Source organism: Streptacidiphilus cavernicola (assembly GCF_042510955.1).
Classification (GTDB): Bacteria; Actinomycetota; Actinomycetes; order Streptomycetales; family Streptomycetaceae; genus Streptacidiphilus; species Streptacidiphilus cavernicola.
In genome coordinates, this window is the sequence record NZ_JBHFAB010000019.1 from 106155 (window position 1) to 131078 (window position 24924).

Genomic DNA, 24924 nt, shown 5'->3' on the forward strand with positions numbered 1-24924 from the left:
CATCTGTTACCTCTCAGTGGTGCTGGTGCCGCCCCGGTGAGGCGGGGCGGAGTGGTGCCGGTGGTGCTGTTCGGGGTGGTGCCGTTCGGGGGACCGTCAGCCGAGGGCGTCGACGAGGGCGCCGACCACCCGCCGCTGCTGGTCCGCGGTGATCTGCGGGAAGAGCGGAAGCGAGAGCATCCGGTCGGCGGCGGCCTCGGCCTGCGGGAAGTCGCCGCGGCGGTGGCCCAGTCGGGCGAACGCGGGGGTCAGGTGGACCGCGGCCGGGTAGTGCACCCCGGCGCCGATGCCGGCCGCGTTCAGCCGGGCCACCACCTCGTCCCGGTCCGCGCCGGAGATCCGGACCACGTAGAGGTGCCAGACCGGGACGTTGCCCTCGGCGGTGACCGGCAGCAGCACCCGCCCGGCCGCGGCCAGGTCGGCCAGCAGCGTGTGGTAACGGGCGGCGGCGGCGCGGCGGGCCGCGTTGCCGTCGGCGAGCCGGGCCAGCTTGGCCCGCAGCACGACCGCCTGCAGCCCGTCCAGCCTGCTGTTGAACCCGGCCACGTCATGGCGGTACTTGGCCACCCCGCCGTGGTTGGCCAGCGCCCGGACCAGCTCGGCCAGTTCCTCGTCGTCGGTCAGCACCGCGCCCGCGTCGCCGTAGGCGCCGAGGTTCTTGCCGGGGTAGAAGCTGGTGGCGGCGACGCCGCCGCTGCCGGGGGTGCGGCCGAACCGGCTCGCGCCCTGGCTCTGCGCACCGTCCTCCACCACCCGGACCCGCTCCGGCAGTTCGGCGAGCAGTTCCTCGACCGCGGCCGACTGCCCGTACAGGTGCACCGGGACCACCGCGCGGGTGGCCGGGCCGACCGCCTTGAGCGCCAGCCGGGGGTCGATCAGCAGGGTGTCCGGCAGGCAGTCCACCAGCACCGGGCGGGCGCCGATCCGGGCCACCGCGCCGGCCGTGGCGATGAAGGTATTGGCGGGCAGCACCACCTCGTCGCCGACGCCCACGCCGCTCGCGCGCAGCGCCAGTTCCAGCGCGTCGGTGCCGTTGGCGACCCCGACGCAGTGCGCCACGCCGCCGAACTCCGCGTACTCGCGTTCGAACGCGCTGACCTCGGCGCCGCCGATGAACGCCGTGTTGGCGAGGACCCGGTCGAATCCGGCCCTCACCTCCTCGGCGACCTCGGCGTGGGCGGCCTTGAGGTCCACAAGCGGAATCTGGCTCATCTGACGGAGTCCCCCATCGGTTCGGCTTCCTGTTCCTGTTCCTGTTCCTTCAGCTGCTCCAGTGCCGCGGTCCCGGCCGCGCGCAGCCGCCGGGCCGGGGCGCCGACCCAGACCTCCCCCGGCGGGACGTCGCCGAGCACCACGCTGCCGGTGCCGACCAGTGACCAGTCCCCCACCGTCGCGTACTCGCGCACCAGCGCCCCGGCGCCGACGTAGCCGCCGGTGCCGATCCGCACGCCGCCGCCGAGCCTGACCCCCGAGGCGACCGTGGCGAAGTCCTCGACCACGTCCTCGTGGGTCAGCACCACCTGCGGCATCACCGCGGCGTGCGCGCCGATCCGGACCGCGGCGGTGAGCACGGTGTGCGCCAGCACCACCGAGCCCGGCCCGACCGAGGAACTGCGGGAGACCACCGCGGTCGGATGGACCACGGTGGCGTAGCGCTCCTCCGGCAGGGCGAGCCGGCGCACCAGCCGGGCCCGTACCGCGTAGTCCCTGGGGCTGCCGACGCAGACCACCACCCGGGCCCGGTCCAGGCCGCCCCACTGGTGCACCAGTTCGCAGGAGCCGAGCACCGGCACCCCGTCGACGGTGCGCCCGTGCAGCGCCGGGTCGTCGTCCAGGTGGCCGAGCAGGGTCCACTGCCCGGAGTCGAGGACGGCCTGCGCGGTCTCCCGCGCGAAGCCGCCCGCGCCCACGATCACCAGCCCGTTGTCCCTCATCCCGCGGTCGCCTGTCTCCGCAGCACCGCCACCACGCGGTCCTGCTGGTCCTCGGTCATGGTGTGGAACAGCGGCAGGATCAGCGAGTCGCGGCTGATCCGCTCGGTGACCGGGAGCGGCGCTGCCGGGTGCCCCTGATAGGCGGGCTCCAGGTGCGAGGCCATGATCCCGCGCCGGGCCGAGACCCCGGCCTCGGCGAGCACAGCCAGCAGGTCGTCCCGGCCGACCGGGAAGTCCCGGTCCGGAAGCACCCAGTAGGACTGGAAGTTGCCCTGCCCGTACTCCGGGTCGCGGACCGCGGTGAGCCCGGGGACGTCCCGCAGCAGCGCGTCGTAGCGGGCGGCCAGGGCCCGGCGGCGGGCCACGATCTGGTCCAGCTTGCCGAGTTGGACCAGGCCGATGGCGGCCTGGACGTCGGTCATCCGGTAGTTGTAGCCGACCTCCAGGTAGCTCTCCAGGACCGGCTTGCTGCTGGCGTGCCGTTCGGCGGCGGAGGCGTTCATGCCGTGCTCGCGCAGCCGGCGCAGCCGGGCGGCCCACTCGGCGTCGTCGGTGGTGACCATGCCGCCCTCGCCGGTGGTGATCACCTTGCGCGGGTGGAACGACCAGGCCGCGAGCAGCGCGCCGTGGCCGACCGACTTGCCGCCGACGGTGGAGCCGATGGCGCAGGCGGCGTCCTCGACCAGGGCCAGGTCCCAGTCCGCGCAGGCCGCCCGCAGCGCGTCCACGTCGGCCGGGACGCCGCCCTGGTGGACCACCAGGACGGCCTTGGTCCTGGCCGTCCTGACCGCGTCCACGGTGGCCGCGGTGAGGTTGCCGGTGGTGGCGTCGACGTCGGCGAAGACCGGGTCGGCGCCGACGTAGCGGACCGCGTTGGCGGTGGCGATGAAGGACAGCGAGGGGACGATCACCTCGTCGCCCGGACCGAGGTCCAGTGCGACCAGGGCCAGGTGCAGCGCGGTGGTGCAGGAGCTGACGGCGATGCCGTGCTCGGCGCCGACCCGCTCGGCGAAGGCGCGCTCGAACGCGGCGACCCGGGGGCCCTGGGCGACCCAGCCGGACAGCACCGCGTCGGAGGCGGCCTTCGCCTCCTCCTCGCCCAGCCAGGGGATCATCACCGGGATCCGGTCCGGCTGACCGGCGCTCATGCCCCGGCCCCCGCACCGGCCTGGGCGGCAGCCGCCGCGTCGGCCTCGCGCTCGGCGCGCCACCAGGCGACCAGGTCGCGCAGCCCGGTGCGCAGGTCGATCTCGGCGGTGAAGCCGAGCTTCTCGGCCGCCTGCGAGGTGTCGGCCAGCCGCCGGGTCACCCCGTTCACCGCGCGGGCCGGGCCGTGCACCGGCTCCAGGTCCGAGTCCATCGCCTCCAGCAGGCCGTCGGCCAACTGGCGCAGGCTGGTCTCGCTGCCGCTGGCGACGTTGAACACGGTGTCGGTCAGGTCCGACTCGGCCGCCAGCAGGTTCGCTCTGGCGATGTCGCGGACGTCGACGAAGTCCATGGTCTGGGTGCCGTCGCCGAGGATCAGCGGGGGCTCGCCGGAGGCGATCCGCTCCATCCAGCGGATCAGCACCTCGGTGTAGAGGCCGTGGATGTCCATCCGCGGGCCGTAGACGTTGAAGTAGCGCAGTGCCACGTAGTCGAGCCCGTACATGGCGTGGAAGCTGCGCAGCAGGCCCTCGTTGAAGGCCTTCGCCGCGCCGTAGAAGGTGTCGTTGTTGTACGGGTGGTGCCGCTCGGTGGTGGGGAACTCCTCGGCCAGGCCGTAGACCGAGGCCGAGGACGAGGCGACCACCTTGCCGACCCCGGCCTGCGCCGCCGCCTCGACCACGTTGAAGGTGCCGTCGACCATGACCTCGTTGGCCAGCCGGGGCTCCTCGGCGCACTGGGTGATCCGGATCGCGGCCAGGTGGAACACCAGGTCCGCGCCCTCGGTGACCTTCCGCACGGTGGCGGCGTCGCGGATGTCGCCCTCGACCACGTTCACCAGGCCGCTGGGCATGGCCGTCGCCAGGTTGGCCATCCGGCCGCGGACGAAGTTGTCCAGCACGGTGATCTCCCGTGCCCCGTTGCCGACCAGCAGGTCCACCAGATTGGAGCCGATGGTGCCGGCGCCCCCGGTGACCAGGATCCTCTTGCCTCGTACGCTGCTCAACTCTGTTCCCTTACTTGCTCGTTCATGACTTCCAGGCCCTGTCGGAGGGTCAGCGGTCGGCCCGCAGGCCGACCACCGCCCCCTTGAACTCCAGGCTTCGTGACGCCGCCTCCAGGATGTCCAGCACCCGCAGCCCGGCCCGGCCGTCGGTGAGCGGGGCGCGGCCCTCGCGGATCGCCGCGGCGAACTCGTCGACCATGGTCCGCAGCGCCTCCTTCTCGCCGATGGCGGGCGCGACCATGTCGCCGGTGCGGTAGGAGACCAGCATGTCCCGCCGCTCGTCCGCGCCGATCTCCTGCGGCGCGGCCAGGTCCACCCCGCGGTCGAAGACCGCGACCCGCTGCGCCGGGTTGAGGTCGTCCCAGATCAGGGTGCGCTTGGCGCCGCCGACCATGGTGGTCCGCACCTTGGTCGGGGACAGCCAGTTGACGTGGACGTGGGCTATCGCGCCGGTGTTGAGCTGCAGCGTCAGATAGGCCACGCAGGCCTGCCCGGCGCCGATCGGGTCGGCCCCGTGCGCCGCGACGGCGACCGGGACCACGTGCTCCGGGAGGATGAAGTCCAGGATCGACAGGTCGTGCGGGGCCAGGTCCCACATCACGTCGATGTCCTTCTGGACCAGGCCGAGGTTGATCCGGACCGAGTCCACGAAGTGGATCTCGCCCAGCTCGCCGGAGCGGACCAGGTTCCGGATCGCGCCCACCGCCGGGGTGTAGCAGTAGGTGTGGTCGCACATCAGGGTCAGCCCGCGCTCCTCGGCCTCGGCGACCAGCCGGACCCCGTCCGCGTAGGTGGCCGCCAGCGGCTTCTCCACCAGGACGTGCTTTCCGGCGCGCAGCGCCGCGAGCGCCACGTCCAGGTGGGTCCCGGCGGGGGTGGCCACGGCCACGGCCTGGACGGCCGGGTCGGCCAGGACCGCCGCGTAGTCGTCGGTGGCCTGGACCGTGGAGTAGCCGCCGAGCACCCGCTGCGCCCGGGAGACGTCGAGGTCGCAGAGCCAGCGCAGCCGGAACTCCGGGCTGGACTGGAAGTTGCGGACGAGGTTGGGGCCCCAGTAGCCGGCGCCGACGACGGCGACACCCAACGGTTCCGCGCTGGTCTGTGTCACGGTGGTGTGGTTCCTCTCAGGTGAAGCGCTTTCGGGTGAAGCATGATGACGGTGCGTCGGCGGGTGCGACGGCGGGGACGCGGGCTCAGTACGCCCCGGTTCCGCGGAGCACGGCGGGGCCGGTCCGCAGCAGGATCTCCAGGTCCAGGCCCAGCGACCAGTTCTCGACATAGCCGAGGTCCAGCCGCACCGCCTCGTCCCAGGGCAGGTCGGAACGGCCGCTCACCTGCCACAGGCCGGTCAGACCCGGCTTGACCAGCAGTCGGCGGCGCACCTCGGGGGTGTAGCCGCTGACCTCCTCGGGCAGCGGCGGGCGCGGGCCGACCAGCGACATGTGGCCGCGCAGCACGTTGAACAACTGCGGCAGCTCGTCCAGGGAGTAGCGGCGCAGCAGCGAGCCGACCCGGGTGATCCTGGGGTCCTCCTTCATCTTGAACAGCAGGCCGTCGCTGTTCTCGTTGAGGTGGGCCAGCTCCTCCCGGAAGGACTCGGCGTCCTCGCGCATGGTGCGGAACTTCAGCATGGTGAAGTGGTCGCCGTTGCGGCCGACCCGGGCCTGCCGGAACAGCACCGGGCCGGGGCTGTCCAGCCGGACCCGCAGCGCGACCACCGCCAGCAGCGGCGCGAGCAGCAGCAGGAGCAGCACGGCGACACCGCGGTCCAGGATCTCCTTGGGGATCCGCCGGGTTGCCGAGAGCGCCGGGGCACGCAGCCGCACCAGCGGAACCGCCTTGCAGGGCTTGGCCACCAGCCGGTTCGCGGCGATGTCGGCGACCACCGGGGCGAGCAGGAAGTCGACCCCCTCGGCGGCGGCGATCCAGGACAGCCGGCGCAGCACGGTCGAGTCGATCTCGGGGGCGGGCAGCACCAGCACGGTGGTGCTGCCGCCGCCGTGGACCACCTCGGGCACCGCGTCCAGGCCGCCGCGGTACGGGACGCCCAGCTTGGCGACCGCGGCGGCGTTCGCCGGGTCGGTCAGGCAGACCCCGGCCACCCGCAACTCCTGGGAGCCGCCCCGGCGCAGCGCGCCGACCAGGTCGACGATCCCGTGCGAGGGGCCGACCAGCAGCACGCTGCTGCGGTCGCGGTCCGAGGCCCAGCGCCGGTGCAGTCGGCGGCGCAGCATGTAGCGGCCGGCCAGCCCGATCACCGCGGCCGGGACGACGGCGATCATCGTGTCGTGGAAGAGGTCGTGCTCCCGGGCGAACCACCAGTAGGAGCAGGCGCCGAGCGCGGGCAGCGCAACGGCGCCGCGCAGCACCCGCCGGTACTCCTCGGTGCCCAGGCCGAAGGCGCTGCGGTCGTAGGCGCGGTAGGCGCCCATCGCGGCGATCCAGGCGGGCGGCAGGACCAGCGCCACGGCCCAGCGGCCGTACGCGCCGTGGATCACAAAAGCGGCCAGTGCGGCCGCCAGCGCGTCCGCGATCAACAGGACGGCACGGTACCTCCGGTCCCAACGTCGGCGCCGGACTCCGAGAGTCCGACGGTCCACCACATGTCGTTCGTGCGTGACCGGCTCAATGGTCATGGGAACCCCCCCACAACGGTGCTCGGCGCGCCCGCGGCCGGTTCCGGCGACCGACCACAGCCGTCCCGGCGGGGCCCGGCGACCGGGCGGCAGGGTGGCTGGAGTGGACTGTCGACGTCTCTACCTGGGCACTTGACTCTTACACCTGATCGGACAGCTCGGCGACCTTCGGCAAGTGTCCCCCCGCCTCCGGTGTCCGCCCCGTCCGCTCCGCGCTGCTCCTGACCCGTCCCACAGAGTTCTGGAAACCGAACAACGCCTCATACCGTAGCGATGACCAATCACTACGTTCGGGCGAACAATCCGATTCGGCTGAAACCGCATCCCTGGGGAGGACTCCGTCACGGACTGTGCCCCTATGTGTCAGACCTGTGTTGATCGAGTGAAAGTCACCGCCCAAACCGGCCCACCGGCGTTCAATCTAGAGCACAGGACGCAAGCGCGGGAACATTTGGGCGAAACACTCGGCATCATCCCCATCCCTGGCCTCATACTGCCCAGGTGACGAGCATTGTGATCCCCGCTCACAACGAGGGGCAAGTCATCGGCCGCCTGCTGGACGCGCTGCTGACCGGAAGCGACCCCGGCGAGGTGGACATCGTGGTCGTCTGCAACGGCTGCACCGACGACACCGCGCAGGTCGCGGCGTTGCGCGGGCCCGCGGTCAGGGTGCTGGAGAGCCCGGTCCCGTCCAAGCACGCGGCCCTGCGACTGGGCGACGAGCACGCCCGCGGCTTCCCCCGGCTGTATGTGGACGCGGACGTGGTGCTCGCGGGCCCGGACGTCCGGAAACTGACTGCCCCGCTCGCCAGTGCGCCGGACGGCGGGCCGGCCGACGGCCCCGCCGTGCTCGCCACCGCGCCCGAGCGGGAGCTGCCGATGGACGGCTGCGCCTGGCGGGTCCGCGCCTACTACCGGGTCTGGCAGCAACTGCCGTCCGTACGCGAAGGGTTGTTCGGTCGCGGGGTGATCGCGGTGTCCGCCGCCGGATACGCCAGGCTGGCCGCGCTGCCACCGCTGATGGCGGACGACCTGGCCGCCTCGCTGGCCTTCGCCCCGCACGAGCGGCTGGTGGTGCGGACCGCCCTGGTCCGGGTGCTCCCGCCGCGCACCTGGGCGGACCTGATCCGACGCCGGATCAGGGCGGCCACCTCCACCACCCAGTTGGAACAGCACCAGCGCGAGGCCGCCGGTCCTGACGGCGCGGAGCAGCCCGCCCCCTCCGCCCGGACCGGCAAGGCCGACCTGGTCGCCCTGCTGCGGGCCAGGCCGGGCCTGCTGCCCGCGATGGCGGTCTTCCTGGCCGCGGCGGTGGTGGCCCGCCGGAAGTCCCGAAAGGCGGTCAGCAGCCAGGACTTCGGCACCTGGCTGCGGGACGAGAGCAGCCGGCAGGCCTGACCGCCCGGTCCGGAGCGGGCGGCGATCCGACCGAACCGCCCCCGACCACGGCGAACGAGCCTCTAGAGTGTGCGTCGGACGATCGAGCACACGCCCGATCACAGTAGAGAGCATCGACGATGTACCTCGCGGACCGATCCGCCCCCGCCAAGACGGCGACCACGACGACCGCGTCCCGCTCCGGCGGCACCGCCCGCGTGGTCGGTTCCACCGTGCTCGCGCTCGGCGCGGTCAGCCTGATCACCGACGTCTCCTCGGAGATGGTCACCGCCGTCCTGCCGCTCTACCTGGTGGTCGGGCTCGGCCTCAGCCCGCTCGGCTTCGGTGTGCTGGACGGCGTCTACAACGGCGTCAGCGCCCTGGTCCAGCTGCTCGGCGGCCACCTCGCTGACCGGGTCAGGAACCACAAGCTGATCGCCGGAATCGGCTACGGCCTGTCCGCGGTCTGCAAGCCGCTGCTGATGCTGGTGCACACGCTCGGACCGCTCGGCTTCGCGCTGGCGCTCGAACGCACCGGCAAGGGGCTGCGCACCTCCCCGCGCGACGCGCTGATCTCGATGTCCACCGCACCGGAGAACCGCGGCCGGGCCTTCGGCGTGCACCGGGCGATGGACACCACCGGCGCGGTGCTCGGGCCGATCTCCGCCTACCTGATCCTGCGCGCCGCCACCGACGGCTACGACGCGGTGTTCGGGGTCAGCGCGTGCGTGGCCGTGCTCGGCGTGCTGGTGCTGGTGCTGTTCGTACCGGGCCGCGCGAAGACGGCGCAGGCGGACGCCGCGACCGGGACCGCCACCGACCCCTCCGCCACCGCTCCAGCCGCCAACGCTCCGTCCACGACCGGCCCTTCCGCCGCCGACCCGGTGCGCCGGGTCGACCTGCGCGAGGCGCTGACCCTGCTCCGGCTTCCCCGGCTGCGCGCGCTCACCGGCTGCGCCGCGCTGCTCGGGCTGACCACCGTCAGCGACGCCTTCGTCTACCTGCTGCTGCAGCAGCGGATCGGCATCGGCGAGCAGTGGTTCCCGCTGCTGCCGCTCGGCACCGCCTCGGTCTTCCTGCTGCTCGCGGTTCCGCTCGGGGTGCTCGCCGACCGAATAGGCCGCCGGGTGGTCTTCCTCGCCGGGCACGCCGGGCTGCTGGTCGCGTACGGGCTGCTGCTCTGGGCCCCGCACACCGCCGCCCTCCCCTACCTGGTGCTGGCCCTGCACGGCAGCTTCTACGCCGCCACCGACGGGGTGCTGCCCGCCGCGGTCGCCGACGTCGTGCCCGAGCAGCTGCGCGGCAGCGGCCTGGCCCTGGTCGGCACCGGGCAGGCGCTGGCCCGCTTCCTCTGCTCGCTGGGCTTCGGCGCGGCCTGGACGGTGTGGGGCGACGGCCCGGCGCTGGCCGGGGCCGCGATCGGACTGCTCTGCTGCGCGACCGCGGCCGGCTTCGTACTGCGCCCCTCAGGACCACCCGCACCCGGTACCACCGCACCAGCGAGGACGACCCCGTGACACCGCTCCGCCGCCTGCTCATCCTCGTCGCGGCCATCGTGCTGCTGGCCGGTCTCGGCACCGGGTTCGTGCTGCACGCCCACTCCAGGGACGCCGCCAGGACCCGGCCGCAGGCGGGCGGACCCACCGTCGCCGCCGGGAAGGTGACGCTCGGTCAGCCGGGGCGGCTGCTGTTCGTCAACACCGCCCGGGGCCCGCACCTGGACGAGCTGGTCTCGGTCCCCGATACCGCGGGCGGCGCGGTTTCCGACTCGGCCCCGCGGACCGCCGCCGGGGTGAAGTGCCTGCGCTTCTACACCGCCGCCGGGACCGGGGTCTGCCTGCAGTCCGTCCCCGGCGCGCTCACCCCGACCAACCAGGCGGTGATCCTCGACAGCGGGCTGCACACCCTGCACACCTTCCCGCTGGCCGGGACCCCGAGCCGGGCCCGGGTCTCGCCCAGCGGCCACTTCGCCGCCTGGACCGTCTTCGTCGGCGGCGAGTCCTACGGCGCGGCCTTCTTCTCCACCCGCACCTCGATCGTCGACACCCGCACCTGGAAGCTCATCCCCAGCCTGGAGACCTTCCACATCACCCTGGACGGCAAGCCGTACCACAACGTCGACGACAACTTCTGGGGCGTCACCTTCGCCGCCGACGACGACACCTTCTACGCCACCCTGGGCACCGGCGGCCACACCTACCTGGTCCGCGGCTCGATCTCCCGGCAGACCGTCACCACCCTGGTACAGAACGTCGAGTGCCCCTCGCTCTCCCCCGACGGCACCCGGATCGCCTACAAGAAGCGGGCCCTGGCCGGGGCGTCGCTGTGGCACGAGTACGTGCTCGACCTCGGCACCCTCAAGGAGACCCCGCTGGCCGAGCAGCACAGCGTGGACGACCAGGCCACCTGGCTGAACGACGACACCGTCGCCTACGCCCTGCCGACCCCGGGCGTCACCGGCAGCGACGACCTCTGGTCCGTCCCCGCCGACGGCAGCGGCAGCCCGCACCTGCTGCTCTCCGGCGCGTTCTCGCCCTCGGCCCCGCAGTAGCGCCTCCCGCCGCCGGAACCTAGAGCAGTCGGGCGTACTCCGCGCCGTCCCTGACGCCGAATCCGATCCGGCGCGGGAAGCCGGACTCGACCGGCCGACCGGCCCAGGCCCGCAGGCTCTCGGGGAGCAGCTTCACCGAGCCGTCGGCGAGCCGGATCCAGGCGGGGCCCGCGCCGCCGTCGCGGAGGCCGACCTCGGCGACCTCCAGCACCAGTTCCGGGCCGCCGTCCTCGACGCCCGCGAAGAGGTCGAGCATCCCGGCGATCTCCGCCATCCGGGGCTGCCCGGTGCCGGTCAGGGTCGGTCGCTCACGGCGCGGCTTGTTCTGCTTCTGACGGCCCATCCCCGGATCGTAGGCCATCGGCCGGTGACAGTGGGTCACCAGCACCGACGTCACCGGCCACCGACGTCGAGGGCCGACCGTCCGGGCCGACCGGGACCTCCCCGGCCAGCAGCACCCGGTGCATGATCCGCGGGGCGTCCAGGTGCTCGGTGTCGGACGGGGCGAGGTGGATGGTGGCCCGGTTGTCCCAGAAGGCGACGCTGCCGGGCTCCCAGCGGAACCTGACGGTGTACTCGGGCCGGGTCGCCTGCTGCAGGAACAGCTCCAGCAGCGGCCCGCTCTCGATCCGGGACACCCCGGTGATCCGCTCCACGTAGTAGCCGTTGACGAACAGCAGCCGCTCGCCGGTGTGCGGGTGCACCCGCACCAGCGGGTGCACCGACACCACCGGCCGCTGCTGCAGCCGCTGCAGGTAGCGGTCCTCGCCGGGGACCGGGAGGTAGCCGACGCCGTGCCGGTGCTCGGCCCGCAGGGTGTCGGCGAAGCGGCGCAGCGGCTCGGACAGGCCCGCGTAGGCGGCGGCCAGGTTGGACCAGGTGGTGTCGCCGCCGTAGGGCGGGACCTGCTCGGCCCGCAGGACGGTCGCGGCGGGCGGGTCGATCCAGGTGGTGAGGTCGCTGTGCCAGCCGCGCAGCGGCGCGTGCCGGCGGCGGTCCAGCCAGTCCGCGCGGTCCTGCCCGTACCGCCCGGCCAGCTCCCGGCGGTCGGCGGTGGTCTCGATGTGCGGGAAGTCGGCGGGTGAGGCGGATCCGCGCGAGCGCGGCGGGACCGGCTCGCCGAAGCGCCGGGCGAAGGCCAGGTGCGCGGCGTGGTCCAGCTGCTGTTCCCGGAAGAACAGCACCTTCCAGCGGTGCAGTGCGGACCGGAGCGCCGCGACGGTGCGGTCGTCCAGCGGTCCGGCCAGGTCGACGCCGCGGACCTCGGCCCCGATGTGGCCGGCCGCGGGCCGCAGGTCAAGCACTGGCTGCTGATGCTCGCTCAAGGACGCTCCTCGGTAGGACGTGGGGACCGTGCCATTGCACAATGTGCGGGCGGGGAACGCCAGTTCCTCCGATCCCGGGACCGGTGTGCGTATGCCCCCTAGTCTGTTGGGGTGATCACAGCCGCGTCCGTGCCGGTGGAGAGGAAGTGTCGTCGATGACCAGCGAGGAGATCCAGGGACCCACCGAGCTGGACAGCTGGGCGCCGGTCCGGATCGACACCAGCGTGGCGCACCCGGCCCGGATGTACGACTTCTACCTCGGCGGCAAGGACAACTTCCCGGCCGACCGCGAGGCCGCCGAGCGGATCATCGCGATGGGCGCGGACGTCCGCGAGGGCGCCAGGACCAACCGGGCCTTCCTGGGCCGCGCGGTGCGCTACCTGTCGGCGCAGGGCGTGAGCCAGTTCCTGGACATCGGCACCGGGATACCCAGCGCGGGCAACACCCACGAGATCGCCCAGTCGGTGGACCCGGCCGCCCGGGTGGTCTACGTCGACAACGACCCGATCGTGCTGGCCCACGCCCGCGCGCTGATGGGCGGTCACGGCAAGGGCGCCACCACCGTGGTCCAGGCCGACCTGCGCGACCCGGCCGCGATCCTGGCGGACCCGAGGGTCAGGGCCGCGCTCGACTTCGACCGGCCGATCGCGCTGATGCTGGTCGCGGTGCTGCACTTCATCACCGAGGAGGACGGCCCGGACCGGATCATCAAGACCCTGGGCGACGCCCTGCCCGGCGGCAGCTACCTGGTCGTCTCGCACGGCACCGGCGACGGCGTGGCGGAGCGGAAGCGCCCCGGCCTGGACGAGGCGGTCGACGTCTACCGGAACCGGTCCACGGCGGCGCTGAGCCTGCGCGGCAAGGCCAGGATCGCCGAGTTCTTCGCCGACTTCCCGCTGGTCGAACCCGGTCTGGTGCCGGGTCAGGACTGGCGCCCGGACGCCGAGACGCCCCCGGCCACCATGGTCACCGTGTACGGCGGGGTCGGCCGCAAACCCTGACCCGGGAACCCCTCGCACTGATGGAACGTCAGAAAGGGTGACAGTAGGGGGAAGAGGCCACGTGTTCCGCAGCAGGTGCCCGGTCGGCGAGGACGAGCGGCGGTGGATCGAGGAGTCGCTGGAGTGGCTCACCGGACAGTTCGGCGAGCCGCTGCTGCGCGCCCCGGTGCTGCTGCCGGACGACCCGCGCTTCCCGCGCCCGTACCGGGGCGGGGAGGAGCAGGTCCAGCAGGTGGTGCGGACCGTCTTCGCCCAGCTCCGGGTGGACCGGGAGGCGGTGACCGTGGAGCTGGAGCACGAGGACCGGGCCGAGCGGGAGCTGTTCGCCCACCTCCCCCGGGTCGCCTACAGCGCACAGGGCGCGGTGGGCCACTACCGGCGCTCGGCCGACGGGTCGCCGCTGGTCACCCTCACCGACCGGCTGACCGCCGACCCGGTGGCCCTGGTCGCAGTGCTGGCCCATGAGCTGGGCCACCACCGGCTGCTGGGCGAGGGGCGGATCACCGCCGACCGCCGCGACGGCGAGCCGCTGACCGACCTGCTGACCGTCTTCTTCGGGGCGGGCCACTTCAACGCCAACGCCGCCTTCCGCTTCACCCAGGGCTCCACCGGCTGGCGCCGCAGCAGCATCGGCTACCTCACCCAGCCGATGTTCGGCTACGCCCTGGCCCGCTACGCCTGGCTGCGCGGGGAACGCGAGCCGGGCTGGGCCCGGCTGCTGGACGCCAACCCGCGCGGGTACCTCCGCGAGGGCCTGCGCTACCTGCGCTGATCCCTTCCCGGGGCGGGTTGACGCGCGGCCCGGCGCTGGGCAGGGTGGCGGCTGACCGAGGGAGATCACCGATGCAGTCGTGGAACAGCCCGGCCGAGGACCGCCTCCTCTCCCCGTACACGGGCTGGACCCGGGCGCACTGGGAGCGGCTGGCGGACCGGATGCTGGACGCGGTCGCCCGCCACGCGACCCCGCGGCAGGCGCTGATCCACCTGCCGGGCCCGGTCAGCGGCAACGGACGGCACAGCGACGGCCTGGAGGGCTACGCCCGCACCTTCCTGCTGGCCGCGTTCCGGATCGCCGGGGCGCGCGGCGCGGACGGCACCGGGGCGCTGGCCGAGCGCTACGCCGAGGGGCTCGCGGCGGGCACCGACCCGGCCTCGCCGGAGCGCTGGCCCCGACTGGCCGCGTGCAACCAGGCCAAGGTCGAGGCCGCGTCGATCGCGCTGGGGCTGCACGAGACCCGGCCGTGGATCTGGGACCGGCTCGACCCCGGGGTGCGGGCCCGGGTGGTGGACTGGCTGGCGGAGATGCTGGGCGGCTGGGTCCCGGACAACAACTGGGTCTGGTTCCGGGCGGTCGTGGAGGCGTTCCTGCGCTCGGTCGGCGGCCCCTGGCGGCAGCGGGACCTGGCCCACGCGATCGAGCGCACCGAGGACTGGTACGCCGGGGGCGGCTGGTACGCGGACGGCGCCGACGGTCCGGCCCCGTTCCGCAACTTCGACCACTACAGCGGCTGGGCGATGCAGCTCTATCCGCTCTGGTACTGCCGGATCAGCGGCGAGCAGGCCGAAGAGGGCCTGGCCGACCGCTACCGGGCGCGCCTGGCCGACTATCTGACGGACCTTCAGTACCTGGTCGGCGCCGACGGAGCGCCGCTCCACCAGGGCCGCTCACTGACCTACCGCTATGCCGCCGCCGCGCCGTTCTGGGCCGGGCAGGTCTTCGGCGCGCCGGCGCTCTCCCCCGGGCTGGCCCGGCGGATCGGCAGCGGCATGGTCCGGCACTTCACCGAGCGGGGCGGGCCGGACGACGACGGCCTGCTGTCGCTGGGCTGGTACCGGCCGCATCCGCCGATCCGGCAGAACTACTCGGGACCGGCCTCGCCGTACTGGGCCAGCAAGGGCTTCGCCGGGCTGCTGCTGCCCGCCGACCACCCGGCCTGGACCGCGGTCGAGGAGCAACTGCCGGTGGAGCGCGGCGACTTCGTCCGCACCCTGCACGCGCCCGGCTGGATCGCCTCCGGCACCCGCGCCGACGGCATCGTCCGGATCGCCAACCACGGCGCGGACCACGCCGACCAGGGCGAGGTCAGCCGGCACGCCTACGACCCGTTCTACAGCCGCTGGGCCTACTCCACCGCCACCGGACCCGAGCTGGGCGGCCCCGGCCCGGTGCCGGACGCCGAGGGGGCGGTCCACCCCTCGGCCCCGGATCTGGCGCTGCCCGGCGGCGGCCCGCTGGACTCACACGTCGCCCTGCTGGACGACCGGGGACGCCCCTCCCACCGCCGCCCGCTGACCCGGCTCGCGGTAAACGGCGCGACCGCGGCCTCGCGGTTCCGCGCGCACTGGCCGCAGCACGACGGCGCCGAAGGCCCCTGGCTGACCACCGCCTCGGCGCTGCACGGCCCGTGGGAGGTGCGGGTGGTCCGGGTGGACGGCGATCCGGGCGGCGCACGGCTGCGGATCGGCGGCTGGGCGGTGTCCGGCGCGGTGCCGCCGGAGCAGCGGACGGCCGCCGACCGGGCCGAGGCGCGGGCCGCGGACGGGCTGGTCGGGGCGGTGGTCGCGCTGCACGGCCCGGAGTCGGGGCCGCTGCGGCCGGGCGTCCGGGCCTCGACCGGCCGCAGCTCCTTCGGCGCGCACGCCGCCGTCCCCTACCTGGAGGCCGCCGCCCGCCCCGGCGTGCTGTACGTCGCCGCCGTCGCCCTCGGCCGATCGCTGGACGCCGCTCCCAGCGTCACAGTTGACGGCCCGTCAGTCCTGATCGACTGGTCCGACGGGTCGTCCGACCGACTGGTCCTCAGCTCCGGTGAAGGAGCGGCTACTTGACCGATCCGGCGGTCAACCCGGCCACCAGGTAGCGTTGCAGCAGCAGGAATCCGGCCACCACCGGGACGCTGACCACCAGCGAGGCGGCCATGATCTGGTTCCAGTACACGTCGTTCTGTGAGGCGTAGTTGCGCAGCCCGACCGCGAGCGTCCTGGTCGAGTCGTCGGTCATCACCGAGGCGAACAGCACCTCGCCCCAGGCGGTCATGAAGGAGTACACCGCCACCGTGACGATGCCCGGGACCGCTGCCGGGACGACGACCCGCAGCAGCGCCCCGATCGGCCCGTTGCCGTCCATCTCGGCGGCCTCGTCCAACTCGCGCGGGATGGAGTCGAAGTAGCCGACCAGCATCCAGATCGAGAAGGGCAGGGTGAAGGTGAGGTAGGTGATGATCAGTCCGAGCCTGGTCCCGGACAGCTCGATGCCGGTGCTGTTGCCGATGTTGACGTAGATCAGGAACAGCGGCAGCAGGAACAGGATGCCGGGGAACATCTGGGTGGACAGCACGGTCACGCTGAACACCCGCCGCCCGGGGAAGCGGAAGCGGCTCACCGCGTAGGCCGCGAGGACCGCGATCACCACCGAGACCGCGGTCGAACAGGTGGACACCAGCAGGCTGTTCAGGAAGTAGTGCCCGAGCGGCACGGTGCTCCACATATCGACATAGGGACGTATCGTCAGCCGGGACGGCCACCACTGGAACGCCGACTGCACGTCCTGCAGCGGCTTCAGCGAACTGCTGACCATCACGTACAGCGGGACGGCGGTGAACACCCCGAGCAGGGTCAGCACGATCCGCCGCACCCACAGGAACGAGCGCGGCGGGGCCATCGGCGAGCGGGGGCGGCGTTCAGACATCGGCGCTCCTTCTTCCGCGACCGGTCAGCAGCAGGTAGACCGCGGTCACCAGCAGCAGGAACAGCAGCAGCAGCACCGACATCGCGGAACCCGAGCCGAAGTTCCAGCTCTGGAAGGAGGTGTCGTAGATCTGCAGCGACAGCAGGTTCGCCTGCTGCGGGGCGACGTTGCCGAACAGCACGTAGGGGGTGTTGAAGTCGTTGAAGTTCCACAGGAACAGCACCAGCACCAGCACCTGGTTCACCGGCCGCAGCGAGGGCAGGGTGATCCGGCGGATCCGCTGCCGGACGCCGGCCCCGTCGATGGCCGCCGCCTCGTAGAGGTCGGCCGGGATGTTCTGCAGCCCGGCGGTGACCACCAGGAAGGCGAACGGCCAGGTGCGCCAGACCGCGGTGATCACCAGGGCGGCGAAGCTGTTGTCGCCGATCAGCCAGAACGGCGCGTGCGAGGTCAGGTGCAGCTCGTGCACCAGCAGCCGGTTCACCAGACCGTTGTCCCGCTGGAACATGAACTCCCAGGTGATCGCGGCGGTGTAGGCGGGCAGCGCGTACGGCACCAGGAAGTAGGTGCGCAGCAGCCCGCGCCCGCGGAACGGGTCCTGGAGCAGCACCGCCGCCCCGGTGCCGATCAGCCAGGACAGCCCGACCACCAGCACCGTGAAGCCGCAGGTGACCAGGAAGGAGTGCAGCAGCGCGCGGCCCACCGCGTTGTCGAAGTCCAGCGCGAAGCGGTAGTTGGTGAGTCCGGCGGCCGGGGCCGCGCCCCAGTCGCCGATGAAGAACTGGGTGAGCTTCTTGAAGCTGATCCAGATGCCGACCAGCATCGGCACCACATGGACCAGCAGTTCGAAGCAGACGGCCGGGAGCAGCAGCAGGTACGGCAGCCAGGCCCGGCGCAGCCGGGCCCAGGGCCGCCGCCGCGCCGCGGGCGGCGTCGCGGCGGCCCGGCTGACCTCGGTGGCGCCGGCCATCAACCGCCGGCCTGCATCTTCTGCTCGGCCTGGGTCAGTTCGCCGCTGATCACCTGGTCGGTGACGGCCTTGCCGCTGGCCGCGTCGGCGAAGAGGTCCTTCATCACCGCGCCGATCACGGTCTCGAACTGGCTCTCCTGCGGGATCGGCGGCATCGCCGCGGCCGAACCGGCCAGCACGCCCTGCAGCACCTTGTCGTCCGGGATCTGGAACGCCGGGTCGGTGTAGGCGTCGGTCACCGAGGGCAGCGAGCCGTAGGCCTTGTTGAGGGCGATCTGGGTCGGCTTGCTGGTCATGAACTTCACGAACTTCAGCGCCGCGTCCTGGTGCTTGGTCTTGGCGAAGACCGCCAGGTTGATCCCGGCGACGATGGAGTCGACGTGCTTGCCGCCGCTGGGCGGGCTGGCCGGGAACGGGATCGGGACCACCCCGTACTGCGAGGAGTTCATCCCGTACTTGGCGAGCGAGGCCCCGGCCGCCTGCCACATCAGCATGGCCGCCTTGCCGGTGGCGAAGTCCTGGACCGCCTCGGTGCCGTTGGAGTACTCGGCGTCGCTGGGGTTGGCGATCTTGTCGGTGCCCATGAAGCCGATGTACTGCTTGAGCGCGGCGACGTTCTGCGGGGTGTCGAAGGTGGGCTTGCCGGAGGAGTCGAAGAAGTCGCCGCCCTGCTGCTGGCTCAGCACGAAGGCGTGGTGGGCGTTCTCCGGGGTGCTGGCGCCCTCCAGGGTGATCCCCCACTGGCTGCCGTGGGTCAGCTTCTTGCCATCGGCGACCAGGTCCTCCCAGGTGGCGGGCGGGGTGCTGATCCCGGCGGCGGCGAACATGGCCTTGTTGTAGTAGAGCCCGTAGGCCAGCGAGTAGAGCGGGACGGCGACCGGGGGCTTGCCGGGGGCGCCGGTCGCGGCGAGCGCGCCGGGCAGGAACCGGCCGGTGTCGCCGATCTGGGTCATCACGCTGTCGGTGATCGGCAGGAAGGCGTTGGTGGCCTGCAGCGAGGCCGACCAGGTGTTGCCGATGTTGAGGACGTCGGGCCCCTGGCCCGAGGTGGCGGCGGCGAGCACCCGGTTCAGCAGGTCGTTCCAGCCGATCACCTCCAGCTTGACCTTGATGCCGGTCTGCTTGGTGAAGGCGTCCAGCTCCGGGGTGAGCACCTTGACGTCGTCGGCGATGGAGCTGCCCTGGTCGCTGGCCCAGTAGGTGAGGGTCTGCGAGCCGCCGCCCGACCCGCTGCCGCCGCTCCCGCTGCCACTGCCGCACGCGGTGGCGAGGAAGGCGGTGGCGGCTGCCACGGCGAGGACGGAGTTCCAGCGGTTTCTGTGATGGTTCGAAGAACTGCCCATGGAACGAACCCTTTCGAAGGCGTGCCGGGTTATCTTCCGCCTTAGTTCGAGCTGTGATTTAACTTCTGATGAAGTGTCACGTCAAGAGGTCCGGCAGCGACCCGGGTACCGGAACCACCGGGCCGCCGAAGCACCGCAGGTGGCGCGGCGATAAGGTGCGACGCGGTCCCGCGCCGCCGTCGAGAAGGAGACCCATGGCAGAGCAGGCCGGCAGAAACGTCCGGGACCTGCGGCGATCCAACAGGTCGCTGCTGCTGCGCCATCTGTACTTCCACGAGCAGGTGAGCCGCCAGGAGTTGAGCCGGGCCACCGGCCTCAGCACCGCCACGGTCAGCAATGTGGTGGCCGAGCTGATCGACGACGGCCTGGTGGTCGAGGCCGGTGCGGTGGAGTCGGAGGGCGGCCGGCCGCGGATCCTGCTGGAGATCGCGGCGTCCCGGTTCCAGGTGATCGGCGTGGACGTCGGCGAGACCCATGTCCGGGTCGAGCGCTTCTCGCTGACCCTGGACGAACTGGCGCGCTCCGACGTCCCGGTGACACCGGGTCGGTACAGCCCGGAGACGGTGGTGGCCGGAATCGCGGCCGGGCTCGCCGCGGTCGCCCCGACCGGGGCCGACCCGGACGGCGGCGCGGGCGAGCTGCTCGGGGTCGGCGTCGGCGTGCCCGGCATCGTGCACGGCGGCCCCGACCCGGTGGTGCACTGCCAGACCTTCGGCTGGGACGGCGTGCCGCTGGCGGCGCTGCTGCGCGGGGTCACCGACCTGCCGCTGTTCATCGACAACGGCGCCACCACCATGGGCCAGGCCGAGGTCTGGTTCGGCGCCGGGCGGGAGGCCTCGGACAGCGTGTTCCTGCTGATCGGCTCGGGCGTCGGCGCCTCGGTGATGGTGGGCGGGGTCCCCTACCGCGGCTCGACCACCAGCGCGGGCGAGTGGGGCCACATCACCGCCGTGATCGGCGGACGCCGCTGCCGCTGCGGCGCCCGCGGCTGCCTGGAGGCGTACACCAGCGCCGAGTCGGTGATCGCCCGCTACCGCGAGGCCGGCGGCACGGCACTGACCGAGGGCTCGGGGCAGGAGGCGGCGCTGCGTCAGATCCTGGACGACGCCGGGTCGGCCGCGGCGGCGGAGGTGCTGGACACCACCGCCCTGCACATCGGCGTGGGCATCGGCAACCTGGTGAACCTGTTCAACCCGGAGCGGGTGATCATCGGCGGCTGGGCCGGGCTGCTGCTGGGCGACCGGCTGCTGCCGCGGATCCGCGAGGTGGCCCGGGACCACGCGCTGCACTACCCGTTCTCCCGGACCACGATCGAGCTGTGCCAGCTCGGCGCGGACGCGGTCGCCCGGGGCGCGGCCACCCTCCCGGTCGCCCGCTTCCTCGGCTCCGGCGGCCCGGTCCCGCGTCCCCCGCTCACCACCTCCGTCCCGCGCTTCCGCACCCGCCCCTGACCGAGCGGGTACCGGCGCGGGCGCGGGCGCGGCTGGTCAGCCGAGCAGCGCCTCCCAGTCCGGGACGGCGGGGTCGCGCCCGTCGCCCTCGGCGACGACCGGCAGGGCGTCCCAGTCCGCCGCCGGGTCGGCCGGGCCCCGGTGCACCACGTAGTGCTGCGGGGCCATCGCGGTGTCCCGGTTCGGCAGGGCGGCGACCACCGCGCGGTGCACCTCGACCGGGCTGAGCCGGTCCGGGTCCGCACTGGCCAGACGCGCCGTCAGCGGTCCGCCGTCGGCGTCCAGACGGAACCGCACCTCCGGCGCCAGGACCGCGCCGAGCAGGGCGCGGACCGCGTCCAGGTCGATCCAGGAGCCGCCGACCAGCCGCCAGTCCCCGGTCCGGACGCCCGGCCGGACTCCGGTCAGCGCGCCGAGGCCGGCCAGCGGCAGCGGCCCCCGGGCGGCAGCCGCGACCACGGCCAGCAGGCCCCGGGCGAACTGCTCGGTCTCGGCCCGGTCCAGCACCTGCGGGCAGGTGAGCAGCGCGAACTCCAGGCTGCCGCCGACCCGGATGATGTTGAACATCAGCCGGGTCGGGATCCGCTCGTCCGGGAACCAGCTGATCTCCGGGTCGGCCGCCGACGACGCCGCCGCGTCGTCGAACGCGGACTCGGGGATGGTCAGGCTGAGGTCGTTGACCACCACATGGCGGGCGTAGCGGGAGCCGCGCCGGTGCGCGATGTCGTCGATCATGCGCCAGACCTGGTCGGCGTCGAAGCTGCTGTGCCAGTAGCCCGCCAGCGAGGCGGCCTTGGTCCGGCCGATCAGCTCGTCCAGGTCCTCCGCGCCGGCGTCCACGGCCAGGAAGGCGTCCTGGGCCAGGGTGCCGACGTAGTCGGCCAGGCCGGGGCGGTGCCGGTTGGCGGAGAGGGCGGCGATCACCAGCTCGGACTGGTCCGCCCGGTGCGCGACCAGCGCGGCGAAGGCCGCCAGCAGCACCGTGGACGGGGTGGCCCCGGTCCGCTGCGAGGCGGCCTCCAGATCGCGGGCAGCGGCCGGGGAACGCAGGATCAGCACCGAGACGGTGTCCGGCGGGCCGACGATCCGCGACTCCGCGAACACCGCCTGCGGGCTGGTCCGCAGCACCCGCTCCCAATGCCGCAGCGAGGTCTTGGCCCGCCGCCGGCCCAGCGCGGACCCCTCGGCGGCGGCCACCTCCAGCGGGGTGCGCGCGGTGGACGGCGGCAGCTCCTTGCCCGAGGCGAGCAGCAGCCACTCCTGGACCAGCAGCGCGGTGGACGCCCCGTCCGCGCCGGAGTGGCACACCACCACGGCCATCCGGACCGGCCGCCCGTCCCGGGTGACCAGGGTGAACCGCAGCGGGAAGTCCTCGGCCAGGTCGAAGGCCACCGCGATGTCGGTACGGGCCAGCTCGCCCGCGAAGGCGTCCAGCGCCGGGCCGTCCAGCGGGCCCGCCTCGACCACGGTGACGTCGAACTCCCCTTCGGCGCGCACCTGCTGACCGCTCGGGAAGCCGTCCGGGCCGGGCGGGAAGACGGTGCGCAGCGACTCGTGCCGCTCGGCCAGGGCGCGCAGCGCGGCGAGCGCGGCGGGGAGGTCCGTCCCCTCCGGGACCGGCCACACCGCCTGCTTGTTGATCTGCTCGGGATCGTCCCGGCGGATACAGCGGATCATGTTGTCCTGGCCCAGGGTGAGCGGCCCCGAGCCGCTGCTCCCGCCGGTGTAGCGGACGGTGATCCGGCTCATGCGTCGGCCCCGGCGATCGCGGAGACCAGCGATTCCGGCCACTCGGCCGGACGGTCGCCGTGGGCGTGCAGCAGGGCCAGCGCGATCCGCTCGATGCCGAAGGCGGTGCAGGCGGTGTTGCCGGTGGCGCCGCCGCTGGTGAAGCCGAAGGCCTCGCCGAAGTGGTCCTTGTGGAAGTTGGCCGAGGCGATCGCCTGCACCAGCCCGTCCGCCACCGGGACCTTCAGCTCGTACTTCAACTCCTGGGCGCGCTGGGCCGCCTGGAAGATCCGGCGGCCCGGTCCGAAGAACGGGTCGTCGGCGACCTCGATCTCGGCCTTCAGCGACATCCGCTCGAACCAGTCCGCCACCCGCTCCAGCCAGGTGCCGCGCCAGGCCAGGCAGTGCTCCTCGGTCCCGGCGGTGACCAGCTCCACCATCCGGAAGCTGCGCAGCCGCCCCGGTTCGCTGGTGGCCTCCTGCCGGAAGCACTGCCCGGCCACCGCGAACCGCTCCGGCTCCGCCAACTCCCGCCCGGCCAGGCCCGCGTAGACGGGGTAGCAGGCGGCGGGCAGCAGCACCAGATCGCTCAGCCGCTGCTCCGTGTGCCAGTCGCCGCCCTCGACCGCCTGCTCCTTCAGCGGCTTCCACTCGGCCGCCGTCCCGGCGAAGCTGTGCACCGTGCCGAGCAGTTGCGGGAAGGCCTGCACGTACCCGGCGCGCTCCACCAGGCTGCGGGCGACCACCGGCGGGATGGCGAGCTTGGGGAACTCCTCCGCCGAGGCCAGGGTGTCGATGCCGCGCCGGAGCAGCTCCACCACCGCCTCGAACGGCGCGGGGTAGAGCACCACCCCGGCCGCCTCGGTCGGCAGCGGGCTCGCGTCACCCGCGGGCAGCGTTGATTGATGGATCGTCATATCGCGTCTTCCGTCCTCGGATCGAAGAGTCCAGCAGGAGTTCGTTGAATGCGGGGAAGTCGTCCGGCCAGCTCCAGCGGACCACCTGGAACGGCCGGTCCCCCTCGGCCGCGACCGCGGCGCGGAACGGCTCCGGCACCGGCACGTCGCTGACCAGGCAGGCCCCGGCGTCCAGCGAGCCGGCCTCGGCCAGCCGCACCGGGGCCGCACCGCCCAGCCGGAGGCCCAGGCCCTGCGCCAGCCGTCCGCCGTAGGCCTTCACCACGGCCTCGCGGCGGCACCAGAGGCGGGTGAAGCGGTCCGAAGCGCCCGCCGCCGAGCCCGCCTCGGCGATCCAGCGCCGGTCGGCCTCGGGGAAGTAGCGCCCGGCCATCCGGGCGGCCACCCGTTCGTCCCGCAGTTCCTCGACGTCGGCGCCGACCCGGCGGTCCTCGGCCAGCGCGAGCACGGCCAGCGGCCCGGAGCCCGAGTAGCTGAGCCGCAGCGTACGGCCCCGGTTCCGGTCCTGCTCGGGCTCGGGTTTGCCGTGCGGCCCGTACCGCCAGACCAGGTCGGCGGCGGCGATCCCGAGCCGCTCGGCGGTGAGCAGCCGGACCGCGCCGTGCACCACGGTGAAGCGGTCGGCCAGGACCGGGTCGGCGGCGGCGTCGGCCCGCTCCCGCTCGGTGCGGTCCAGCAGCCGCCGCAGTACCGCCGCCACCGGGGCGGGCTGGTCGGCGCGGACGGTCCAGAAGTCGACGGAGGTCGGGGCGGCGGTCACGGCAGCGCCGGGAGGGCGAGCGTGCTGAGCCGGCCGTGCCGCCGGTCCAGGTCGGCGACCAGCACCGGGCGGTGTTCGGCCCGCCAGCCGGGCAGCCGGTCGGCCAGTTCGGTCCAGACCCCGGTGAGCGGCTGCCCCGGCGGCAGGTCCGCGCCGAGGATCACCGCGGTGTCGGGCCCCAGCGCCTTCCGCCCGATCCGGACCAGCTCGGCGCCCTGGTCCGGGCCGAGGTCACTGCCCGAACTCTGACGCACCGTCATGCCCCCGTCCTCGGACCACTCGCAGACCAGCGCCACGGCCCGGTTCCGCCGCGGCAGGGTGACCGGCCGGTCCGGGACGTAGTGCAGCGCCGTCTGCTCCATCACCAGCACCACGGCCCGGCGGACGTCGCCGGTGCGGGCGCAGTCGGCGGCGATCCGCAGCGCGGTGAAGGCCGCCGAGGTGCCCTGGTCGCAGACCGCGAAGGCCAGCGGCGCGCCGGGGCAGAACCGGCTGAGGTACACCGCGTTGGCCCGCCCCGGCTGGACGTCCGGCATGTCGAAGGCCACCACCAGCAGGTCCACCGGTTCGTCCGGCGCCAGCGCCGCGCGCAGCAGCACCTCGCCCATCTCGCCGAAGGCGTGCCCCACCCCCTGCCCGAGCAGGTCCTCGCGCAGCGCCAGCCCGTGCGGGCGGACCAGATCGGAGAGGAAGACCCGCAGGTCGGGGTCGAGCGAGGTCTCCGACCTGCCGTCGAGGTCCAGGCTCAGCACCCGGGCGACGCCGAGCCCGGCCACGGCGTCAGTCCTCGTCGATGACATGCCCGGCGACGAAGTCGGCCAGGCTGGCGACGGAGCGCAGGTCGTCCTCGCCGATCTCCTCGACGTCCACCTGGATGTCCAGGGACTCCTCCAGTTCCAGGATGAGTTCCAGGGTTCCGGCCGAGGTCAGCCCCAGGTCGTCGAAGAGGCAGGCGTTCTCCGGGATCTCGGTCAGCTCGCGCTTCAGCACCCGCGGCAGCAGGTCGTTGATGCCGCGCAGTACCTCCCCGCGCAGCCGGGGGTCGGCGTGGACTGCGGTTTCTTCCATGGGTTGGCCCGTCCCGTCGTGCTCAC

Annotated in this window: 23 protein-coding genes; 7 read left to right on the plus strand and 16 right to left on the minus strand. The window is 73.3% G+C overall.

Annotated elements, in window-relative coordinates:
* Positions 1-96 precede the first annotated feature (96 nt).
* The 6 genes from ACEZDE_RS23775 to ACEZDE_RS23800 form a co-directional block, all read right to left on the minus strand.
* Entirely contained in the window at positions 97-1212 is a 1116-nt protein-coding gene (locus ACEZDE_RS23775; RefSeq protein WP_380539260.1) for a DegT/DnrJ/EryC1/StrS family aminotransferase, read from the minus strand.
* The gene (locus tag ACEZDE_RS23780; RefSeq protein ID WP_380539263.1) at positions 1209-1934 is read right to left on the minus strand and encodes a NeuD/PglB/VioB family sugar acetyltransferase; all 726 of its coding nucleotides are present in this window, start codon (positions 1932-1934) and stop codon (positions 1209-1211) included. Before ACEZDE_RS23780 ends, ACEZDE_RS23775 begins: the two co-directional genes overlap by 4 nt.
* Positions 1931-3082, minus strand: a complete 1152-nt coding sequence (locus ACEZDE_RS23785) for a DegT/DnrJ/EryC1/StrS family aminotransferase (RefSeq protein WP_380539266.1) — start codon at positions 3080-3082, stop codon at positions 1931-1933. The genes ACEZDE_RS23780 and ACEZDE_RS23785 overlap by 4 nt, the downstream gene beginning before the upstream one ends.
* Positions 3079-4086, minus strand: coding sequence for an NAD-dependent epimerase/dehydratase family protein (locus ACEZDE_RS23790; RefSeq protein ID WP_380539269.1), 1008 nt, complete (start codon positions 4084-4086; stop codon positions 3079-3081). Before ACEZDE_RS23790 ends, ACEZDE_RS23785 begins: the two co-directional genes overlap by 4 nt.
* A gap of 49 nt (positions 4087-4135) precedes the next feature.
* The gene (locus ACEZDE_RS23795) at positions 4136-5194 is read right to left on the minus strand and encodes a Gfo/Idh/MocA family protein (protein ID WP_380539272.1); all 1059 of its coding nucleotides are present in this window, start codon (positions 5192-5194) and stop codon (positions 4136-4138) included.
* Between the two features lie 85 nt (positions 5195-5279).
* Positions 5280-6623 (minus strand): sugar transferase, encoded by a 1344-nt coding sequence (locus ACEZDE_RS23800; protein WP_380539275.1) that lies wholly within the window; start codon positions 6621-6623, stop codon positions 5280-5282.
* Positions 6624-7223: 600 nt separating this feature from the next.
* On the opposite strand from ACEZDE_RS23800, the gene ACEZDE_RS23805 reads away from it, so the two are divergent.
* From ACEZDE_RS23805 to ACEZDE_RS23815, 3 genes are all read left to right on the plus strand, one after another.
* Positions 7224-8120, plus strand: coding sequence for a glycosyltransferase (locus ACEZDE_RS23805; protein WP_380539278.1), 897 nt, complete (start codon positions 7224-7226; stop codon positions 8118-8120).
* Between the two features lie 119 nt (positions 8121-8239).
* Positions 8240-9616 carry an MFS transporter gene (locus ACEZDE_RS23810; protein ID WP_380539281.1) on the plus strand — a complete coding sequence of 459 codons (1377 nt, stop codon included), beginning with the start codon at positions 8240-8242 and terminating at the stop codon, positions 9614-9616.
* Entirely contained in the window at positions 9613-10650 is a 1038-nt protein-coding gene (locus ACEZDE_RS23815) for a TolB family protein (RefSeq protein WP_380539284.1), read from the plus strand. Before ACEZDE_RS23810 ends, ACEZDE_RS23815 begins: the two co-directional genes overlap by 4 nt.
* Positions 10651-10669: 19 nt before the next feature.
* Here ACEZDE_RS23815 and ACEZDE_RS23820 read toward each other — a convergent pair whose 3' ends face one another.
* On the minus strand, positions 10670-10993 hold the full coding sequence (locus ACEZDE_RS23820) for a hypothetical protein (RefSeq protein ID WP_380539287.1): 324 nt from the start codon (positions 10991-10993) through the stop codon (positions 10670-10672).
* Positions 10959-11975, minus strand: coding sequence for a TauD/TfdA dioxygenase family protein (locus ACEZDE_RS23825; protein WP_380539290.1), 1017 nt, complete (start codon positions 11973-11975; stop codon positions 10959-10961). The genes ACEZDE_RS23820 and ACEZDE_RS23825 overlap by 35 nt, the downstream gene beginning before the upstream one ends.
* A gap of 155 nt (positions 11976-12130) precedes the next feature.
* On the opposite strand from ACEZDE_RS23825, the gene ACEZDE_RS23830 reads away from it, so the two are divergent.
* The 3 genes from ACEZDE_RS23830 to ACEZDE_RS23840 all read left to right on the plus strand — a co-directional run bounded on the left by ACEZDE_RS23830 (position 12131) and on the right by ACEZDE_RS23840 (position 15802).
* The gene (locus ACEZDE_RS23830; protein WP_380539293.1) at positions 12131-12976 is read left to right on the plus strand and encodes an SAM-dependent methyltransferase; all 846 of its coding nucleotides are present in this window, start codon (positions 12131-12133) and stop codon (positions 12974-12976) included.
* Positions 12977-13037: 61 nt separating this feature from the next.
* Positions 13038-13748, plus strand: a complete 711-nt coding sequence (locus tag ACEZDE_RS23835; protein WP_380539296.1) for a hypothetical protein — start codon at positions 13038-13040, stop codon at positions 13746-13748.
* Between the two features lie 71 nt (positions 13749-13819).
* A complete protein-coding gene (locus ACEZDE_RS23840) occupies positions 13820-15802 on the plus strand; it encodes a DUF2264 domain-containing protein (protein ID WP_380539299.1) in 1983 nt (660 codons plus the stop codon).
* On the opposite strand, the gene ACEZDE_RS23845 is transcribed toward ACEZDE_RS23840, so the two are convergent.
* Genes ACEZDE_RS23845 through ACEZDE_RS23855 form a run of 3 tightly spaced genes read right to left on the minus strand, consistent with a single transcriptional unit; the run spans position 15795 to position 18974 of the window.
* Complete coding sequence (locus ACEZDE_RS23845) at positions 15795-16661, minus strand: carbohydrate ABC transporter permease (protein ID WP_380539302.1); 867 nt, start codon at positions 16659-16661, stop codon at positions 15795-15797. The genes ACEZDE_RS23840 and ACEZDE_RS23845 overlap by 8 nt on opposite strands.
* Positions 16654-17631 carry a carbohydrate ABC transporter permease gene (locus ACEZDE_RS23850; RefSeq protein WP_380539305.1) on the minus strand — a complete coding sequence of 326 codons (978 nt, stop codon included), beginning with the start codon at positions 17629-17631 and terminating at the stop codon, positions 16654-16656. The genes ACEZDE_RS23845 and ACEZDE_RS23850 overlap by 8 nt, the downstream gene beginning before the upstream one ends.
* Positions 17631-18974: an ABC transporter substrate-binding protein gene (locus ACEZDE_RS23855; RefSeq protein ID WP_380539308.1), complete on the minus strand. Its 1344-nt coding sequence runs from the start codon at positions 18972-18974 to the stop codon at positions 17631-17633. The genes ACEZDE_RS23850 and ACEZDE_RS23855 overlap by 1 nt, the downstream gene beginning before the upstream one ends.
* Before the next feature lie 194 nt (positions 18975-19168).
* Between ACEZDE_RS23855 and ACEZDE_RS23860 the strand changes: the two genes are divergently transcribed.
* Positions 19169-20425 carry an ROK family transcriptional regulator gene (locus ACEZDE_RS23860; protein WP_380539311.1) on the plus strand — a complete coding sequence of 419 codons (1257 nt, stop codon included), beginning with the start codon at positions 19169-19171 and terminating at the stop codon, positions 20423-20425.
* Between the two features lie 36 nt (positions 20426-20461).
* On the opposite strand, the gene ACEZDE_RS23865 is transcribed toward ACEZDE_RS23860, so the two are convergent.
* The 5 genes from ACEZDE_RS23865 to ACEZDE_RS23885 are packed head-to-tail and all read right to left on the minus strand — an operon-like array spanning position 20462 to position 24898.
* Entirely contained in the window at positions 20462-22174 is a 1713-nt protein-coding gene (locus tag ACEZDE_RS23865) for a condensation domain-containing protein (protein WP_380539314.1), read from the minus strand.
* Positions 22171-23070 (minus strand): hypothetical protein, encoded by a 900-nt coding sequence (locus tag ACEZDE_RS23870; protein ID WP_380539317.1) that lies wholly within the window; start codon positions 23068-23070, stop codon positions 22171-22173. The genes ACEZDE_RS23865 and ACEZDE_RS23870 overlap by 4 nt, the downstream gene beginning before the upstream one ends.
* Complete coding sequence (locus ACEZDE_RS23875) at positions 23036-23830, minus strand: 4'-phosphopantetheinyl transferase family protein (RefSeq protein WP_380539320.1); 795 nt, start codon at positions 23828-23830, stop codon at positions 23036-23038. The genes ACEZDE_RS23870 and ACEZDE_RS23875 overlap by 35 nt, the downstream gene beginning before the upstream one ends.
* Positions 23827-24630, minus strand: a complete 804-nt coding sequence (locus ACEZDE_RS23880) for a hypothetical protein (protein WP_380539323.1) — start codon at positions 24628-24630, stop codon at positions 23827-23829. Before ACEZDE_RS23880 ends, ACEZDE_RS23875 begins: the two co-directional genes overlap by 4 nt.
* The gene (locus ACEZDE_RS23885) at positions 24611-24898 is read right to left on the minus strand and encodes a phosphopantetheine-binding protein (RefSeq protein ID WP_380539325.1); all 288 of its coding nucleotides are present in this window, start codon (positions 24896-24898) and stop codon (positions 24611-24613) included. Before ACEZDE_RS23885 ends, ACEZDE_RS23880 begins: the two co-directional genes overlap by 20 nt.
* Positions 24899-24924: the final 26 nt, after the last annotated feature.

What these genes read in the sequence shown, in the direction of transcription:
- ACEZDE_RS23775 (WP_380539260.1), bottom strand. Translation starts at nt 1,212, where the DNA reads ATGAGCCAGATTCCGCTTGTGGACCTCAAGGCCGCCCACGCCGAGGTC.
- ACEZDE_RS23780 (WP_380539263.1), bottom strand. Translation starts at nt 1,934, where the DNA reads ATGAGGGACAACGGGCTGGTGATCGTGGGCGCGGGCGGCTTCGCGCGG.
- ACEZDE_RS23785 (WP_380539266.1), bottom strand. Translation starts at nt 3,082, where the DNA reads ATGAGCGCCGGTCAGCCGGACCGGATCCCGGTGATGATCCCCTGGCTG.
- ACEZDE_RS23810 (WP_380539281.1), top strand. Translation starts at nt 8,240, where the DNA reads ATGTACCTCGCGGACCGATCCGCCCCCGCCAAGACGGCGACCACGACG.
- ACEZDE_RS23820 (WP_380539287.1), bottom strand. Translation starts at nt 10,993, where the DNA reads ATGGGCCGTCAGAAGCAGAACAAGCCGCGCCGTGAGCGACCGACCCTG.
- ACEZDE_RS23830 (WP_380539293.1), top strand. Translation starts at nt 12,131, where the DNA reads ATGACCAGCGAGGAGATCCAGGGACCCACCGAGCTGGACAGCTGGGCG.
- ACEZDE_RS23840 (WP_380539299.1), top strand. Translation starts at nt 13,820, where the DNA reads ATGCAGTCGTGGAACAGCCCGGCCGAGGACCGCCTCCTCTCCCCGTAC.
- ACEZDE_RS23845 (WP_380539302.1), bottom strand. Translation starts at nt 16,661, where the DNA reads ATGTCTGAACGCCGCCCCCGCTCGCCGATGGCCCCGCCGCGCTCGTTC.
- ACEZDE_RS23850 (WP_380539305.1), bottom strand. Translation starts at nt 17,631, where the DNA reads ATGGCCGGCGCCACCGAGGTCAGCCGGGCCGCCGCGACGCCGCCCGCG.
- ACEZDE_RS23855 (WP_380539308.1), bottom strand. Translation starts at nt 18,974, where the DNA reads ATGGGCAGTTCTTCGAACCATCACAGAAACCGCTGGAACTCCGTCCTC.
- ACEZDE_RS23860 (WP_380539311.1), top strand. Translation starts at nt 19,169, where the DNA reads ATGGCAGAGCAGGCCGGCAGAAACGTCCGGGACCTGCGGCGATCCAAC.
- ACEZDE_RS23865 (WP_380539314.1), bottom strand. Translation starts at nt 22,174, where the DNA reads ATGAGCCGGATCACCGTCCGCTACACCGGCGGGAGCAGCGGCTCGGGG.
- ACEZDE_RS23870 (WP_380539317.1), bottom strand. Translation starts at nt 23,070, where the DNA reads ATGACGATCCATCAATCAACGCTGCCCGCGGGTGACGCGAGCCCGCTG.
- ACEZDE_RS23880 (WP_380539323.1), bottom strand. Translation starts at nt 24,630, where the DNA reads ATGTCATCGACGAGGACTGACGCCGTGGCCGGGCTCGGCGTCGCCCGG.
- ACEZDE_RS23885 (WP_380539325.1), bottom strand. Translation starts at nt 24,898, where the DNA reads ATGGAAGAAACCGCAGTCCACGCCGACCCCCGGCTGCGCGGGGAGGTA.